16 protein-coding genes are annotated in these 14,575 nt (G+C 45.3%); 13 read left to right on the top strand and 3 right to left on the bottom strand.

Annotated elements, in window-relative coordinates; translation table 11 throughout:
- Nucleotides 1-47 precede the first annotated feature (47 nt).
- On the top strand, nucleotides 48-488 hold the full coding sequence (locus tag BUB43_RS01160) for a hypothetical protein (RefSeq protein WP_073177521.1): 441 nt from the start codon (nucleotides 48-50) through the stop codon (nucleotides 486-488).
- A complete protein-coding gene (locus BUB43_RS01155; protein ID WP_073177520.1) occupies nucleotides 489-1,664 on the top strand; it encodes a hypothetical protein in 1,176 nt (391 codons plus the stop codon).
- Between the two features lie 7 nt (nucleotides 1,665-1,671).
- On the opposite strand, the gene BUB43_RS01150 is transcribed toward BUB43_RS01155, so the two are convergent.
- On the bottom strand, nucleotides 1,672-2,883 hold the full coding sequence (locus BUB43_RS01150) for a type IX secretion system plug protein (RefSeq protein ID WP_073177519.1): 1,212 nt from the start codon (nucleotides 2,881-2,883) through the stop codon (nucleotides 1,672-1,674).
- A 53-nt stretch (nucleotides 2,884-2,936) separates the two neighbouring features.
- Between BUB43_RS01150 and BUB43_RS01145 the strand changes: the two genes are divergently transcribed.
- Both BUB43_RS01145 and BUB43_RS01140 read left to right on the top strand, forming a co-directional pair.
- A complete protein-coding gene (locus tag BUB43_RS01145; RefSeq protein WP_073177989.1) occupies nucleotides 2,937-3,446 on the top strand; it encodes a DUF2480 family protein in 510 nt (169 codons plus the stop codon).
- A gap of 20 nt (nucleotides 3,447-3,466) precedes the next feature.
- Nucleotides 3,467-4,099 carry a DUF937 domain-containing protein gene (locus BUB43_RS01140; protein WP_073177987.1) on the top strand — a complete coding sequence of 211 codons (633 nt, stop codon included), beginning with the start codon at nucleotides 3,467-3,469 and terminating at the stop codon, nucleotides 4,097-4,099.
- A 41-nt stretch (nucleotides 4,100-4,140) separates the two neighbouring features.
- Here the strand turns inward: BUB43_RS01140 and BUB43_RS11545 are convergent, their stop codons facing one another.
- Entirely contained in the window at nucleotides 4,141-4,335 is a 195-nt protein-coding gene (locus BUB43_RS11545; RefSeq protein ID WP_073177518.1) for a 30S ribosomal protein THX, read from the bottom strand.
- A 410-nt stretch (nucleotides 4,336-4,745) separates the two neighbouring features.
- Between BUB43_RS11545 and aspS the strand changes: the two genes are divergently transcribed.
- The 6 genes from aspS (at nucleotide 4,746) to BUB43_RS01105 (ending at nucleotide 10,150) form a co-directional block, all read left to right on the top strand.
- On the top strand, nucleotides 4,746-6,494 hold the full coding sequence (gene aspS / locus BUB43_RS01130; RefSeq protein ID WP_073177517.1) for an aspartate--tRNA ligase: 1,749 nt from the start codon (nucleotides 4,746-4,748) through the stop codon (nucleotides 6,492-6,494).
- 35 nt (nucleotides 6,495-6,529) lie between these two features.
- A complete protein-coding gene (gene aroC / locus BUB43_RS01125) occupies nucleotides 6,530-7,603 on the top strand; it encodes a chorismate synthase (protein WP_073177516.1) in 1,074 nt (357 codons plus the stop codon).
- Nucleotides 7,604-7,671: 68 nt separating this feature from the next.
- Nucleotides 7,672-8,223, top strand: coding sequence for a TlpA family protein disulfide reductase (locus tag BUB43_RS01120; RefSeq protein WP_073177515.1), 552 nt, complete (start codon nucleotides 7,672-7,674; stop codon nucleotides 8,221-8,223).
- A gap of 123 nt (nucleotides 8,224-8,346) precedes the next feature.
- Complete coding sequence (locus BUB43_RS01115; protein WP_260200441.1) at nucleotides 8,347-8,601, top strand: YkvA family protein; 255 nt, start codon at nucleotides 8,347-8,349, stop codon at nucleotides 8,599-8,601.
- A 72-nt stretch (nucleotides 8,602-8,673) separates the two neighbouring features.
- Complete coding sequence (gene miaA / locus BUB43_RS01110) at nucleotides 8,674-9,585, top strand: tRNA (adenosine(37)-N6)-dimethylallyltransferase MiaA (protein WP_073177513.1); 912 nt, start codon at nucleotides 8,674-8,676, stop codon at nucleotides 9,583-9,585.
- 4 nt (nucleotides 9,586-9,589) lie between these two features.
- The gene (locus tag BUB43_RS01105) at nucleotides 9,590-10,150 is read left to right on the top strand and encodes a thioredoxin family protein (RefSeq protein WP_073177985.1); all 561 of its coding nucleotides are present in this window, start codon (nucleotides 9,590-9,592) and stop codon (nucleotides 10,148-10,150) included.
- On the opposite strand, the gene BUB43_RS01100 is transcribed toward BUB43_RS01105, so the two are convergent.
- Nucleotides 10,147-10,788 (bottom strand): MBL fold metallo-hydrolase, encoded by a 642-nt coding sequence (locus tag BUB43_RS01100; protein WP_073177512.1) that lies wholly within the window; start codon nucleotides 10,786-10,788, stop codon nucleotides 10,147-10,149. The genes BUB43_RS01105 and BUB43_RS01100 overlap by 4 nt on opposite strands.
- A gap of 81 nt (nucleotides 10,789-10,869) precedes the next feature.
- On the opposite strand from BUB43_RS01100, the gene lpxB reads away from it, so the two are divergent.
- The 3 genes from lpxB (at nucleotide 10,870) to BUB43_RS01085 (ending at nucleotide 14,548) form a co-directional block, all read left to right on the top strand.
- On the top strand, nucleotides 10,870-11,973 hold the full coding sequence (gene lpxB, locus BUB43_RS01095; RefSeq protein WP_073177511.1) for a lipid-A-disaccharide synthase: 1,104 nt from the start codon (nucleotides 10,870-10,872) through the stop codon (nucleotides 11,971-11,973).
- A gap of 9 nt (nucleotides 11,974-11,982) precedes the next feature.
- Complete coding sequence (locus BUB43_RS01090; protein ID WP_073177510.1) at nucleotides 11,983-13,773, top strand: ComEC/Rec2 family competence protein; 1,791 nt, start codon at nucleotides 11,983-11,985, stop codon at nucleotides 13,771-13,773.
- Between the two features lie 100 nt (nucleotides 13,774-13,873).
- Nucleotides 13,874-14,548 carry a succinate dehydrogenase cytochrome b subunit gene (locus BUB43_RS01085; protein WP_073177508.1) on the top strand — a complete coding sequence of 225 codons (675 nt, stop codon included), beginning with the start codon at nucleotides 13,874-13,876 and terminating at the stop codon, nucleotides 14,546-14,548.
- Nucleotides 14,549-14,575 lie beyond the last annotated feature (27 nt).

Here is a 14,575-nt window from a genome sequence, read left to right as displayed (position 1 = left end):
GGATGGCTTTTTTTTAAATTCTCTATCTTTGGAAGATATTTTCCTGAATGAAAAAGTTTTGTTTAATATTATTCTCCACAGTAGCAGTGATTAGCTGCAAGAAAGAGGAGAAACTTCCGGAGTCTCCTGATGTAGTAACGAATCAGGCAGAAATTGCCACCAACGAAGTAGCCACGCTCGCCGTAGCTCCCGATCTTGGGAAGATCATTTTCACGCAGGAGGGTAGGGCGGTGATTGCGTTCGATTCCCGCTCGCAGAAGGGCGAGGTTGTTGTTAATGGTAAGCCTTACACATTAAATAACATCGAGTTCTCTGAAAATAGCTACAGGCTCAGCGGCGATGATGTAAGCATCAGTGCGGAAAACGGAGATTTTGGCGATGTGGAATCCGACTGCGCATATGGCGAATTTCCGTCGGTAAGGATAGTGGCAGGCGGTGCGCAGGTGCAGCTCCGGAATGTGAAAGTGCAGGACTGCCCAGAATTGTAAATGAACCCCTCTCTGTTGAAAATCAATGCCGTAGCGGTGGATACTGCAGAACTCCGGAGGGAATTTCTAGATTTCCCCGCGAGGCTGTATGCCGATGATCAAAATTATATCCGCCCGCTGGATCAGGACATCGAGAAAGTTTTTGATCCTAAAGAAAATAAACTTTTCCAGACCGGGGAATGCGAGAGATTTCTTTTCAAAAATTCCGAAGAAGATACCATCGGCAAGGTGGCGGTTTTCGTGAATCCTAATTATGCCAATGATCAGCCCACGGGCGGCATCGGTTTTTTCGATTGTGTAAACGATCAGGAGGTTGCCAATTTTATTTTTGATTTTTGTAAAGACTGGCTTCTTCGCAGGGGTATGGAGGCTATGGATGGCAGTATAAACTTCGGGGAGCGGGATCAGTTCTGGGGCGTTCTGGCGGAGGGCTTCAGCGAGCCCCTTTACGGAATGAACTACAACGCGCCCTACTACCCGGCCCTTTTCGAGAATTATGGTTTCAGGCTGTACTTCAATCAGTTATGCTACAGCAGGCCGGTGCATGCGGAGCTTTCGCGGCACTTCAGGCTTTCTCACAGGAAGCACCTGGCCAACCCGGATTTCTCCGTACGGCATTTGCGGAAGAATGAGCTTGAGAAATTTGCAAAAGATTTTACTGAAATTTACAATCTCGCCTGGGCTGGCCACAGCGAAGGCGGGAAGGAGCTGGATTTTCCAAAAGTCCTGAAAATGTTCCGGAGTATGAAACCCGTGCTGGACGAGAACATCATCTGGTTCGCCTATCATAAGGACCGCCCCGTGGCAATGTGGGTCAATATCCCGGACCTTAATCAATGGTTTAAATATTTGCGGGGAAAATTTGGGATTTTGCAAAAATTAAAATTCCTTTTTTTAAAAAAATTCAGGAAAAATACCAAGATGGTAGGCATCGTTTTCGGGGTAGTGCCGAAGTGGCAGAGAACCGGCGTGGAAGGGCTGATGATAGTGGAAGGGGCCGCGCACATTCAGAAAAACACGGCGTACGAAACCACCGAGATGCAGTGGATTGGAGACTTTAATCCAAAAATGATGCACATCGCAGAGGCGTTGGATACGCGGATCACCCGCCGGCTAGTGACCTACCGCTACCTCTTCGACAGGAGCAGGGAATTCAGGCGCCACCCTATGGTGTAGGCAAGGGCTATCTCACCGGAGTGCGGAATTCGCCATAGCCCAGCAGTCCGTCGTAGTTTCGGCCAAACGGGCGGTAGTACAGGTACGCCTGGTAGAGGTTTTCAGTTTGCCAGAAATTCCCGTTGATTTCCCCGAAATTCGGAGTGCCCCCGCCGGATCTTGTCGCGAGTATGTAGTTGTAAAAGCCCTGTTTCAGGTAGATTTTCGCTATGTATTTTTTTGCATTTTCATCATAAAACATCTGGTTTTTTTGCGAAGGTTGAAATTCGTTAAACCCGCCCAGCACGAAAATTTCCTTGTCAACCGGCTCGGAATCTAGCGCAAAATACACCCAGCTGTAGTCGCCCTCGCGGTGCGGGTCTCGCTCGGTTCCCAGGTCGTTCCTGCGGAAATAGTAGGCGCCGTTCACATCCGGCATATACTGATAATTCTGCGGGAATGCCCAGACTGGAAACAAATAGGTATAATACTGATCCTCAATGCTTTCTGTGGCAGACACCATATCGAAAGCCGCGGTGATATTTTTATTATCGAAGTAATAAAATTCATTATTGCCAGGGAAAATGATGCCGGGATGCTGGAAAGTGAAATGGTTGGCAAGAACGGAAGTCGGGCGGATGTTATCAATCCGCATCCAGGGATTGTTGTTCTGTACTACGCTCATAGTCAGTGAGTTAGCCACGGAGTTTATATCGTATCCTTCTGAAGTCGCCTGTACCTCCACACGCTGGTTCGCGGCAGGTTGCCTGGCGTCCGCCGTACGGCTCACGCGCAGAGAAGCGCTGGCAAGGCCCTCCGAGATGCTGAATCTCCTTCGGAAAAGCGGCCGCTCGGGTGAATTTTCGTAAACAATAAGCTCAAAGTTTCCGGAAATTTTCGGCTGCATTTTCTCGTTTGGAAATTTCAGTTCATAATGGGTGTACTTCTGCAGTGTATTGAAGGAATAGCTGTAATTATCGATGAGGCCGCTCATACTGCCGCTCGCGATTTCGGTGAAAAAAAGTCCGTCCGGCTGCCAGTTCCGGTCGCAATGGCGAATGGTGTAGCGGTACAGCCTGCTTGTATTATCGAAATCATCGAAGCGGAGAATCAGCGATTCATTAAAGCCAATCACCGGGGTTTCATCGTTGGTTTGAGGATTAAAAAGCTGGATGCCGTGGATGTTTTGACAAAAAAAATGGGTTGAAATTAGCAGAAAAAAAAATGCTGCGCGCTTCATCTTGGAAAGATTTGGAAAAATTTTCCCCAAATTTAAACTAAATTTGCCTAATGATTTCCGAAGATTTCCCAATCAAAAACCGCGTAGCAGAAAGCGGCCTCATCAATTTTGACCTTGCCGAACTGATTCCTGAAGGCACGCGCAAAAGCATCGACCTGAAAGATTTTCTCTTCGAAGGCATTATCCTGAAAGAAAAGGATTTCCGCGAAAAAGTGGCAGCAATCAACCCGGAAGATTTCCGCGATTGCTTCGTGAACATCCACAATTCTGCGGATGCCATCGTTCCGCTTTGGTCGTATTTCCTGCTCACTTCCAGGCTCAGCGGTTTCGCGAAAAAAATCGTTTACGGAAGCCCTGCAGATTTGGAAACGATGCTAATGCACGACGCCATTTCAACCTACGATTTTTCGCCGTTAGAAAACAAGCGCGTTCTGGTAAAAGGCTGCTCAGAAAAGGAAATCCCGCTGAATGCCTACATAGAACTCGTGGAAAAGTTGCGGCCGCTCGTAAAATCCCTGATGTTCGGTGAAGCCTGCAGCAGCGTGCCGATTTTCAAAAATTGATTATCTTGCAAAAAAATTTCATGAATCTAATAGACTTACTTACTGGCAATGCCGGCGCACAAGTTGCCCAGCAGGCCGAAAACCGCTACGGCGTGGAGAAAAACCAGATGATTGCGCTGGCAGCCGTAGCCGCACCGCTGATAATTTCCTATCTGCAGAAAAAATCCCGCGAAAACCCTTCCGAAGCGGAAGCCCTGAACAACGCGCTGGAGAAAGACCACGATGGAAGCATCATCAGCAATCCTGCACAGGCAGCAGAGCGGCAGGAAGAAGGCTCTTCCATCCTGTCTCACATTTTCGGCAGCAAAAAATCTGAGGTGGAAAACCAGCTGGCGCAGCAAACCGGAATTTCTCAGAACAAGATCGGCGCCCTTCTTGCGATGCTTGCACCGGTGATTATGGGCTACATCGGCCAGCAGAAACGCCAAAACAATGTAGGTGCCGGTGGAATCGGCGATTTGCTGGGCGGCATCCTGAATAACACCGCTTCTCAGGCAGGCGGTTCAAATCCGCTGAACAATATTTTGACATCCGTACTTTCCGGTCAGCAAGGCGGCAATAATCCCTTTGGCGAAATTCTCGCCGGACTTGGCGGCGCACCGCAGCAAAAACAAAGCGGACTTGGCGGAATTTTTGGAAGTTTATTTAAATAATTAAAAAAAAGAAACCGAGGCATTTCGCTTCGGTTTTTTCTTTAGACATCGGCGTTTTCGGTAGGCTCGGTTTGTTCGCCCACTTTTTTCCGCACCTTTGCTTTTGGCGCCGGTTTCTCGTTTTCATCCAGCACCTTCACAGGTATTTTCGCCGCCGATTTCCTGCGCTGCCGCGTTTTCCCATAGCTTCCGGAAGTTATTTTTCCGCGCTTCGTCTTCTTATCGCCTTTTCCCATTTTTACGAAATTTTTAAATTTTAAACGAATTTAGAAAAAATTCCTCAAACCTGCAAATTTATTCTCAATAATTTGGGCGTGCCGCTGCACTTCGTTCGTTTCGGCGCTCGCTTCGCTCGCGCGCTCCACTCACTCCGTTTAGCGTCGGGCTATCCGCTTCTACTCCTCGCTTTGCCGCTCCGCTTCGCTTCGCGGCTACGCTGCGGGGTATCCGCTACTATCCCTCACGCAAAATCCCACCGCCAAAATCCATATCTTTGCAGAATTAGAATCAAGACCCAAGAACCGAGATTCGAGAATTGAGACGCAAAACTTAGAAGGTTAGAAATTTCATTTGTAATCAGCGCACGAATTAAACACTGCCCTAAAATCTTGACTCTTGGCTCTCGCAGCTAAAATCTAAAACGCGAATGTTCCGAACACATACGAACGGCGAACTCACCGCCAAAAATTTAAACGAAGAAGTAACGCTTGCAGGCTGGGTACAAACCGTGCGAGACAAAGGCTTTATGATCTGGATTGACCTGCGTGACAGATACGGCATCACGCAGCTTGTCTTCGATGAAGACCGCAGCGAAAAAGCGCTGCTCGAGAAAGCGCGGGAAATCGGTAGGGAGTTCGTCATCCAGGTCAAAGGAAAAGTCATCGAACGCTCGTCCAAAAACCCGAAAATTCCAACCGGCGAAATCGAGATTTTGGCAAGCGAACTCAACATCCTGAACGAATCCGAACTGCCGCCCTTCACCATCGAAGATGAAACCGACGGCGGCGAAGAACTACGGATGAAGTACCGCTACCTGGACATCCGCAGAAATCCCGTGAAGGACAAGCTGATGTTCCGCCACAAAATGGCGCAGAAAGTGCGAAACTATTTGTCCGACGAAGGTTTCATCGAAGTGGAAACGCCGGTGCTCATCAAATCCACACCGGAAGGCGCACGAGATTTCGTGGTGCCAAGCCGGATGAATCCAGGGCAGTTCTACGCCCTGCCGCAATCTCCGCAAACCTTCAAGCAACTGCTGATGGTGGGCGGTTTAGACCGGTATTTCCAAATCGTGAAATGCTTCCGCGATGAAGACCTTCGAGCCGACAGACAGCCGGAATTCACGCAAATCGATTGCGAAATGGCATTTGCCGAGCAGGAAGATGTGCTGCAGATTTTCGAAGGCCTCACCAAATCTCTGCTGAAGGAAGTGACAGGCAAAGATTTCGCGGATTTCCCAAGAATGACCTACGATGAAGCGATGCGCAGATTTGGGAATGATAAGCCAGACATACGCTTCGGAATGGAATTCGTGGAACTGAACGATGTGGCAAAAGGCCGCGATTTCAAGATTTTCGACGATGCGGAACTTGTGGTGGGAATTTGCGTAGAAAATGCGGCAGACTGGACGCGCAAACAAATCGACAACTATACGGATTTCGTGAAACGCCCGCAGATTGGCGCTTCCGGAATGGTGTGGGTAAAATATCAGAACGACGGCACGCTGACTTCTTCGGTGAATAAATTTTACGACGAAGCGGCCTTGAAAATTATCGCTGAAAAATTTGGCGCAAAACCCGGAGATTTACTGCTGATTCTTAGCGGCGATGAAAACAAAGTTCGCGCGCAGCTTTCCGCGCTTAGGATGGAACTTGGCAATCAGCTTGGCCTGAGAAAAGGCGATGAATTTGCACCGCTGTGGGTGGTGGATTTTCCGCTTCTGGAATGGGATGAAGAATCTGGCAGGTTTCACGCGATGCACCATCCCTTCACATCGCCGAAGCCTGAGGACATCGCGCTGCTCAGCGAAAATCCTGGCAATGTGAGAGCTAATGCCTACGATTTGGTTTTGAACGGCAATGAAATTGGCGGTGGTTCCGTGCGGATTTTTGACCGGGAATTGCAGTCCAAAATGTTCTCACTTCTTGGATTTTCTCAGGAAGATGCCGAGGCGCAGTTTGGCTTCCTGATGAACGCATTTAAATACGGCGCACCACCGCACGCTGGAATTGCATTCGGTTTCGACAGGCTGGTTGCAATTCTCGACGGCAACGAAGTTATACGCGATTACATCGCCTTCCCGAAAAATAATTCCGGCCGAGATGTGATGATTGATGCGCCAAGTGAAATTGCCGATGAACAATTGAACGAACTCAATTTACGGATTTCACAATAATTCACTAGAAAACCTGAAAAATTAATAAAACGAAAATGCTGAATACGCTTGGAAATTTTTTAACGCTCAACACTTTTGGCGAAAGCCACGGTGAAGCTTATGGCGGAATTATTTCCAATGTGCCTGCCGGAATTTCGGTAGATTTTGAAGCGATTCAGAAAGAATTGGACCGCAGAAAACCTGGGCAATCTGCGATTGTAACTCAGCGGAAAGAAAGCGACGAAGTGCAGTTTTTGTCGGGAATTTTTGAAGGAAAAACTACAGGCTTGCCCATCGGTTTCATCATCAAAAATGAAAATCAGAAGTCGCAGGATTATTCGCATATTCAGAATGTTTACCGCCCCTCTCACGCTGATTTTACTTACGAAAAAAAATTCGGCATCCGTGATTATCGTGGTGGCGGAAAATCGAGCGCAAGGGAAACGGTAAATTGGGTTGTGGCCGGCGCTTTAGCGAAGCAATTACTTCCTAACGATTTGAAAATCAATGCGTTCGTTTCATCGGTTAGTGAGATTTTTTGCGAAAAACCTTATCAGGATTTGGATTTCAACAAAACGGAACGCAACGCCGTTCGCTGTCCGGATGAAGAAACAGCGGAAAAAATGGAGGCAAAAATAAGGGAAGTGCGGAAAGATGGCGATACAATCGGCGGCACGATTACCTGTGTCGTTCAAAATTTGCAGGCAGGAATTGGCGAGCCGGTTTTCAATAAACTTCAAGCAGAACTTGCGAAAGCGATGCTGAGCATTAACGCTGCGAAAGGCTTTGAGTACGGCAGCGGTTTTTGCGGTTCGAAGATGAAAGGCTCGGAGCATAATGATATTTTCAACGAAGATTTCAGCACGAAAACGAATTTATCCGGCGGCATTCAGGGTGGCATTTCGAACGGGATGGATGTTTATTTTCGCGTGGGTTTCAAGCCTGTAGCCACTTTGATGAAACCGCAAGAAAGCGTGGATAAATTTGGGAATTCCGCAATTGTGGAAGGAAAGGGAAGACACGATGCCTGCGTTTTGCCAAGGGCCGTTCCCATCGTTGAAAATCTTGCGGCTTTTGTGCTGGCAGATTTGTATTTAATCAATAAACTAAGGAAGAGCGATAGGCTTTAGGCTTTACATGGTTCCCATAATCAGCCATTCTTAAAAATAATTAGCCATCAATCATTAACCATAAACCTATGCGGAAAAACACAATTTTTATAATCGTTACCATTTTGATTTTGGGATTGCTGATGATTCCCACTGTGCGCACTTTTTTACGGGACACCTTCTTCCCAATCGCTGCGATTGAAAAGACTACCAAGCTGGAAACCAATGATTTAGACATAGATTTGAAAGGCATCAATGTTCCGGATACCAACCTGAAAAACTTGCAGCAAAAAGATTTGCTTTTCCTGAATTTCTGGGGAACCTGGTGCCCGCCTTGCCGACAGGAATGGCCATCGATTGAAGCACTTTACAACGGCAAAAAAGAGCGGATGGATTTTGCGCTCATCGCAATGCAGGACAAGGAAGAAGATGTGCGGAAATTTATTGCCGAAAACCAATATACAGCGCCGGTTTACATCGCACAGAGCCCGATTTCAGGAGAGATTTTGCCAAATACTTTCCCGACAACCTTCATCATCTACAAAGACGGAAGAATCGTGATGAAAGAGAGCGGAATGAGAAATTGGAATTCGCAAAAAACTCATCAATTCATTGATAATCTTTCAAAAACAAATCCATAGATTTCGATATGGATTTTGCAAGCTGACTATTCCATTAAAGAAGTGATGAGAAAAAAATTCAGAGTTTATCGTCAAGCTGCCGGGTACAAAGGTTTTATCGCTAATTTGCCTACAATTTGGCGGATGATAAAACAGTGGCGGAAAGGCAATTATAAGACGAGCCAAGTTTCGATGTGGACGGTTTTTTTGGGGTTGGCCTACATCATTTCGCCGATTGATATTTTACCGGAAATTGCGATTCCGTTTGTCGGAATCGTCGATGATTTGGCAGTATTAGCATTCTTAATGCCTCGCCTAATGAACGAGGTAGAGCGTTTTCTACAATGGGAAAGCGACAAGAAAAACGACATCACCACAATTGAAGTGGATGCAGAATAATTTTCACAATAATTTTGTGCCGCCCGAATTTTTTGGGCGGTTTTTTATTTTGGAAAATCAGAACTTTGCGGCGTGAAAACGCTAATTTCGGTTATCGGAACTACGGGCATCGGCAAAACCCGGTTGGCAATTGATTTGGCAAAGCATTACAATGCGGAAATTTTGTCGTGCGATTCCAGGCAGTTTTTCAGGGAGATGAAAATCGGGACTGCGGCGCCAAGCGAAGCGGAACTTGCCGAGGCAAGGCACCATTTCATCGGGCATCTTTCCGTGCAGGATTATTATTCCATCGGTCAGTTTGAAATTGATGCGTTAGAGAAATTATCGCAATTATTTGAAAATCAAAATGTTGTAATTTTGGTTGGCGGTAGTATGATGTATGAAAAGGCGGTAATCGAAGGCCTGAACGATTTGCCCGAAGCCAATACTGAAAATCAGAAAAAGCTGGCAGAAATTTGGAAAAGGAAAGGCTACGAAGAACTGCTGAAAATTTTGCAAAATATTGATAACGAATACTTTGCAATTGTAGACAAGGATAATCCGAGAAGAATTCTCAGGGCGATAGATGTAATTTGGCAAACCGGGAAAAAATATTCTGAGCTGATTGCCGAGCCGAAAAAAGCGCGGGATTTCCGCACGATAAGAATCGGGATTGAAGCGCCGCGCGAAATTATTTATCAAAAAATAAACGAACGGGTTGATAAAATGATGGCAGCCGGACTTCTCGCCGAAGTGAAATCTTTAACGGAATTTCAAGAATTAGTACCACTGAAAACAGTAGGCTATATGGAACTTTTCCGCTTTCTGAACGGAGAATGGGATTTAGAATTCGCCGTTTCGGAAATCAAGAAAAATTCCCGAAGATTTGCAAAACGGCAGCTCACCTGGTATCGCGGTGAAAGCGATATTCATTGGGTGAATTTTGAAAATGCTTTCGCAGAATCGCTATCTTTGCTGGAAGATTTCGGCATTCAGAAAAATTAAAATTATGGCAAGAACACCATCCAATATGCTTCCGCTGGGAACGAAAGCGCCGTATTTCGAGCTTCCGAACCCTGCGCAAAACAATGAAATTCAGTCACTTGAGTCGCTGAAAGGTGAGAAAGGAACGCTGGTGATTTTTATGTGCAACCACTGTCCGTTCGTGATCCACATCATCGAAAAACTGGCGGAGCTTTATGATGATTATCGTGCGCAGGGCATCGAATTCATCGGTATCAATTCGAACGATATTGAAAATTATCCGGCGGATTCACCAGAAAATATGGTGGATTTTCAGGAGGAAAAAGGCTTCGCTTTTCCGTATCTTTTTGATGAAAGCCAGGCGGTTGCCAAGGCTTACGATGCAGCTTGCACGCCAGATTTTTACTTTTTCGATGAGAAGCTGGACTTGATTTACCGCGGGCAGATGGATGCTTCACGCCCTGGAAACCAGCATGAAATCACGGGTGAGGATTTGATCGTGGCATTTGAAAACTTGCTCGCCGGAACACCGCAGGAAGAAATGCAGATGCCAAGTTTGGGCTGCAACATCAAGTGGAAGTCCTAATCCCTGAGGAATGGATTATGATCTCTTTCAAACCCAATGCTGGTCGCGTTCCCGTGGCCGGGAAAGATTTTAGTATCTGGCGGAAGCGTCAGTAGTTTTTCCCTGATTCCTTTGATTAATAATTCATAATTGCCGCCTGGAAGGTCGGTGCGGCCGATACTTCCCTCGAAAAGTACATCTCCGGAGATTGCAAATTTTCCTTTTTCGTGATAAAAAACCAAACTTCCCGGGGAGTGTCCCGGTATGTGTAAGACTCTTAAAATCTCACCATAAAAGTCTAATTCTTCGCCTTCGTTGAGTCGTTTGGTCTCAAGTGAAATCGGCTGCAGCTGCATACCAAACCTTTCCCCCGTCAGGTGGAATGTTTTCAGCAAAGGTTCATCCGCCTCGTGCAGATAGGTGGATGCTCCATATCGTTCCGCTGCCCACTGAAGCCCCATTACATGATCGATGTGGCCATGCGTCAGCAAAATTTTTTCGATATTTAAATTGTTGGATTTCAAGAAGTTATCAAGCTCGCGCCGTTCCTCTTCCCAATAAGTTCCCGGGTCGATGAGCCACGCGCTTTTATTTTTGTGGTAAAGGATGTAGGTGTTTTCGCCGAGCGGGTTGAAGGTGAAAATTTTAAGACTAAGCACTGCAGGTTTTTTACAAAGTTAATATTTTAAAACCACCCAGAATGCGGGAAATTTACTTAATTTGCCAAAGGTCATAAGCGTATGAAATACTACATCATAGCCGGTGAAGCTTCGGGCGATTTGCACGGAAGTAACTTGATAAAGGCGCTGAAAGCGAATGATGCAGCGGCAGAGTTTCGGTTTTGGGGCGGCGATTTGATGGCGGAAGCAAGCGGCGAAAAACCTGTGAAGCATTATAAAGACTTAGCCTTTATGGGTTTTTTGGAAGTTGCTAAAAATTTACCCACAATTTTGCGGAATATTAAATTTTGTAAAAATGATATTGCTTATTGGAAGCCTGATGCATTAGTGCTTATCGATTATCCTGGTTTTAATTTGAGGATTGCAGAATTTGCAAAAAAATCGGGATTTAAGGTAGTTTATTATATTTCGCCACAGCTTTGGGCGTGGAAAGAAGGCAGGGTGAAAACCATCCGGAAATTTGTGGATGAAATGCTCGTCATCCTGCCGTTTGAAAAAGATTTTTATCGAAAACATCAGGTGAGTGCAAAATTTGTGGGGCATCCTTTGCTTGATGCAATTTCGGATTTGCAACCGATTGATTGTGAGGAGTTTAAGTCTTACAATCACTTGGGCGAAAAGGAAATTATTGCGCTTTTGCCCGGCTCACGAAAACAGGAGGTAGAGAAAATGCTCGACATAATGCTTTCGGTGAGGAAACGCTTCCCGCAATACCAGTTTGTGATAGCCGGTGCACCAGGTTTGCCGCGGGAATTTTATGAGAAATTCACCGATGAAAATGTGAAATTCGTAAGCAATAAAACCTACGATTTGCTGCGCTGCGCCAAGGCTGCGCTCGTAACTTCCGGAACGGCCACGCTGGAAACGGCGCTGCTGAATGTGCCGGAAGTTGTGTGCTACAAAGGCAGCGCGATTTCCTTTGCGATCGGGAAAATGCTGGTGAAAAACATCCGCTTTATTTCGCTGGTGAACCTGATAATGGACAGGGAGGTTGTGAGGGAACTGATTCAGGAAGAGCTGACGACGGAGAATTTGGTGCGGGAACTCAGCCTGATTTTAGGTGAAAACCGCGGGAGAATTTTGGAAGATTACGCAACGCTTCGCGAAAAACTTGGAGGAAAAGGAGCAAGCGAAAAAGCTTCGGAAGTAATTGTAAATCTGTAAATTAGCCCGATGAAAGAGCAGCCGCTGCTTATAATGTTGGCCTGTTTTATCGCTGGAATTCTTCTGGCGGAAAATTTTAATTTCGGTGCAAAAGTTTGGAATTTCATTTTAATAGCTTCGGTTTTAATCGGCTTTCTTAGTTTTATTCCGAATTACATTTTTCAAAAATTTCGCGGCGTTTTCTTAGGGATTTTATTTTTAGGAATTGGTAGTTTTTTTCATTTTCAGAATAATAAAATTCCACAGATTTCTGAATTTGTAGGCCGGCAGAAATTCATTTTTAAGATTACAAAAAAATTAAATTCAAACGAAAGATACCGTCGTTACGAAGCTGAAATCTTAAAGCTAAAATCGTTTAAAAGTGGCAATTCTGAACCATTGAAAATCGTGGTTTCAATTCCGAAAGATGAGGCAAAACCCGATTTTAAACACTATTATCAGGCGGAATCTTTCATTAATTTAGTGGAGCATCCGAACAATGATTTTCAGTTTGATTACGCTAAGTTTCTTTCGCGGAAAGGCATTTACCATCAGGCTTTTCTCAATTCTGGAATTGAGCCGATTTCAAGAAAGGATTTGTCTTTCGTTGAGAAAATCAAACAGAAAAGGCTGGAAATTTTAGAAAATATCGATGCTTCACAACTTTCGCCGAAAAGCCGGGAATTTTTGAAGGGTATTATCTTGGCAGACAGAACGGAAATGGATTCCGAAACTGTGAACGATTTTAATCGAAGCGGCCTAGTGCACATCCTGGCAATTTCCGGAACTCATATGGCGATTATTTTCTGGACAATGCTTTTCATTATCCGTAAAATTTTGCCATTTATGTTGCGAAAAACACAAATCGTATTGGCCTTGGTTTTCATTTGGGCTTTCGCTGTTTTAATTGATTATGGGCCGTCCGTTGTGCGAAGCTGCATAATGCTCACCACTTACTACGCCTTCGTTTTGCTGCAAAGGAAACCCGATTTGCTGAACGCCGTAGCATTGGCAGCTTTCGCGATTTTGCTGGTGGATACGCATCAGTTTTATAATGTCGGTTTTCAGCTGAGCTTCATCGCTGTGCTGGGAATTTTCTGGATGAACCGGCCGATTTTAGCGTGGTTCGGAAATTTGACAAACCGCTGGAAAAGGCTGTTCGCCACGGTATTTTCGGTGAGCCTCAGCGCGCAAATCGCAACGCTGCCGCTCGTTATCTACTATTTTCATCAATATTCGCTCGTTTCCATCCCTGCCAATTTGCTCGTAATTCCTGTGGTAGAAGTTGTCATCATTTTCTCGCTGTTTCTCGCTACTTTGTTTTCGTTAAATATTGAAATTCAATGGCTTACGGAAGTGTATGATGCCGCCGTTCAGTTTTTACTCAAAGTTATTCACGCTTTTGCGGCAGCAGATTTCGGTTTTGCGAAAAATATCCCAATGACTCTGGCAGAGGTACTTTTGGCATTTCTCACGATTTATTTTCTGGGGCAGGTCTTTCTTCGCAAAAAAATTCGGCCGGTTTTGAATTTCGCGGCAATTCTGTTAATGTTCATCGCGCTGAGAATTTCGCTCAATTATTATTATTTCAAAAAATCGGAAGTTCTTCTGGTTGAAAATTTCCGGCAGAAACACCTTATTATAAAGGATAAGAATTTGGCGGAATTCTACCTTTCGCCGAAGGCCGATAAAGCGAAGGCCGCGAAATACCTGGTGGAGCCTTACCTAAGCAAAAACCGCATTTCGGAATTAAGAATCCATCCAATTCCTGAGAAGGCACGCAGCGCAAATCACGGTGGGAAGGCTTATCCGCTGGACTGAGTTTATTTAGAAAGTTTACAAACTGAAGTTTTCTGACATTTCTCACTTTTAAAATAGGCTTGCAATTTTTAACTTTGCGTTTAATAATTTAAAAAATATTATGGCAAGTCTTACTGGCTCTACCATTGGCAGAAAATATGCGATGGCTTTATCGGCAATGTTCCTGCTCATTTTCCTAGTGATGCACCTCAGCGTCAATATGATTTCGGTTTTCGATAAGGACGCTTTCAATCAGGCATCGTACTTTATGGGCTATAGCCCTTTAGTGCAGGTGCTTATGCAGCCCATCCTTATGTTCGCCGTTATTTTCCATTTTGTAATGGGCTTTGTTCTGGAAATCAAGAACAAGCAGGCAAGGCCTGTAAAATATGCGGTAAACCGCGGCAACGAAAACTCTACCTGGATGAGCCGGAATATGATAATTTCCGGTGCGGTGGTTTTGGCGTTCCTTGCACTTCACCTGTATGATTTCTGGATTCACGAGATGAACTACAAGTACATCGCAAGAGAAGCCGTGGTAACGGACAGGTTTTGGGACGAGCTGAACCACAAGTTTAAAGATCCTATTCGTGTGGCAGCCTATGTAATTGCCAATGTGCTGCTTGGCCTGCATTTGGCGCACGGCTTCCAGTCGTCGTTCCAGTCGGTTGGTGCAAGGCATCCAAAGTACACGCCATTCATCAAAGGCTTCGGCAAGTGGTATTCCATCCTGATTCCTGCAGGCTTCATCTTCATCGCGCTTTATCATTTTTTTGCCGATGCACCAATTTATTAGGCTGAAGGATTGTTGTTAATTTTAAAG

The organism is Cruoricaptor ignavus, assembly GCF_900141665.1.
Taxonomy (GTDB): domain Bacteria; phylum Bacteroidota; class Bacteroidia; order Flavobacteriales; family Weeksellaceae; genus Cruoricaptor; species Cruoricaptor ignavus.
This window is presented reverse-complemented; position numbering and strand designations above follow the sequence as displayed.

Excerpts from the sequence above, each read along its gene's own strand:
- BUB43_RS01160 (WP_073177521.1), top strand. The coding sequence starts at position 48 with ATGAAAAAGTTTTGTTTAATATTATTCTCCACAGTAGCAGTGATTAGC.
- BUB43_RS01155 (WP_073177520.1), top strand. The coding sequence starts at position 489 with ATGAACCCCTCTCTGTTGAAAATCAATGCCGTAGCGGTGGATACTGCA.
- BUB43_RS01150 (WP_073177519.1), bottom strand. The coding sequence starts at position 2,883 with ATGAAGCGCGCAGCATTTTTTTTTCTGCTAATTTCAACCCATTTTTTT.
- BUB43_RS01140 (WP_073177987.1), top strand. The coding sequence starts at position 3,467 with ATGAATCTAATAGACTTACTTACTGGCAATGCCGGCGCACAAGTTGCC.
- BUB43_RS11545 (WP_073177518.1), bottom strand. The coding sequence starts at position 4,335 with ATGGGAAAAGGCGATAAGAAGACGAAGCGCGGAAAAATAACTTCCGGA.
- aspS (WP_073177517.1), top strand. The coding sequence starts at position 4,746 with ATGTTCCGAACACATACGAACGGCGAACTCACCGCCAAAAATTTAAAC.
- aroC (WP_073177516.1), top strand. The coding sequence starts at position 6,530 with ATGCTGAATACGCTTGGAAATTTTTTAACGCTCAACACTTTTGGCGAA.
- BUB43_RS01120 (WP_073177515.1), top strand. The coding sequence starts at position 7,672 with ATGCGGAAAAACACAATTTTTATAATCGTTACCATTTTGATTTTGGGA.
- BUB43_RS01115 (WP_260200441.1), top strand. The coding sequence starts at position 8,347 with ATGATAAAACAGTGGCGGAAAGGCAATTATAAGACGAGCCAAGTTTCG.
- BUB43_RS01105 (WP_073177985.1), top strand. The coding sequence starts at position 9,590 with ATGGCAAGAACACCATCCAATATGCTTCCGCTGGGAACGAAAGCGCCG.
- lpxB (WP_073177511.1), top strand. The coding sequence starts at position 10,870 with ATGAAATACTACATCATAGCCGGTGAAGCTTCGGGCGATTTGCACGGA.
- BUB43_RS01090 (WP_073177510.1), top strand. The coding sequence starts at position 11,983 with ATGAAAGAGCAGCCGCTGCTTATAATGTTGGCCTGTTTTATCGCTGGA.
- BUB43_RS01085 (WP_073177508.1), top strand. The coding sequence starts at position 13,874 with ATGGCAAGTCTTACTGGCTCTACCATTGGCAGAAAATATGCGATGGCT.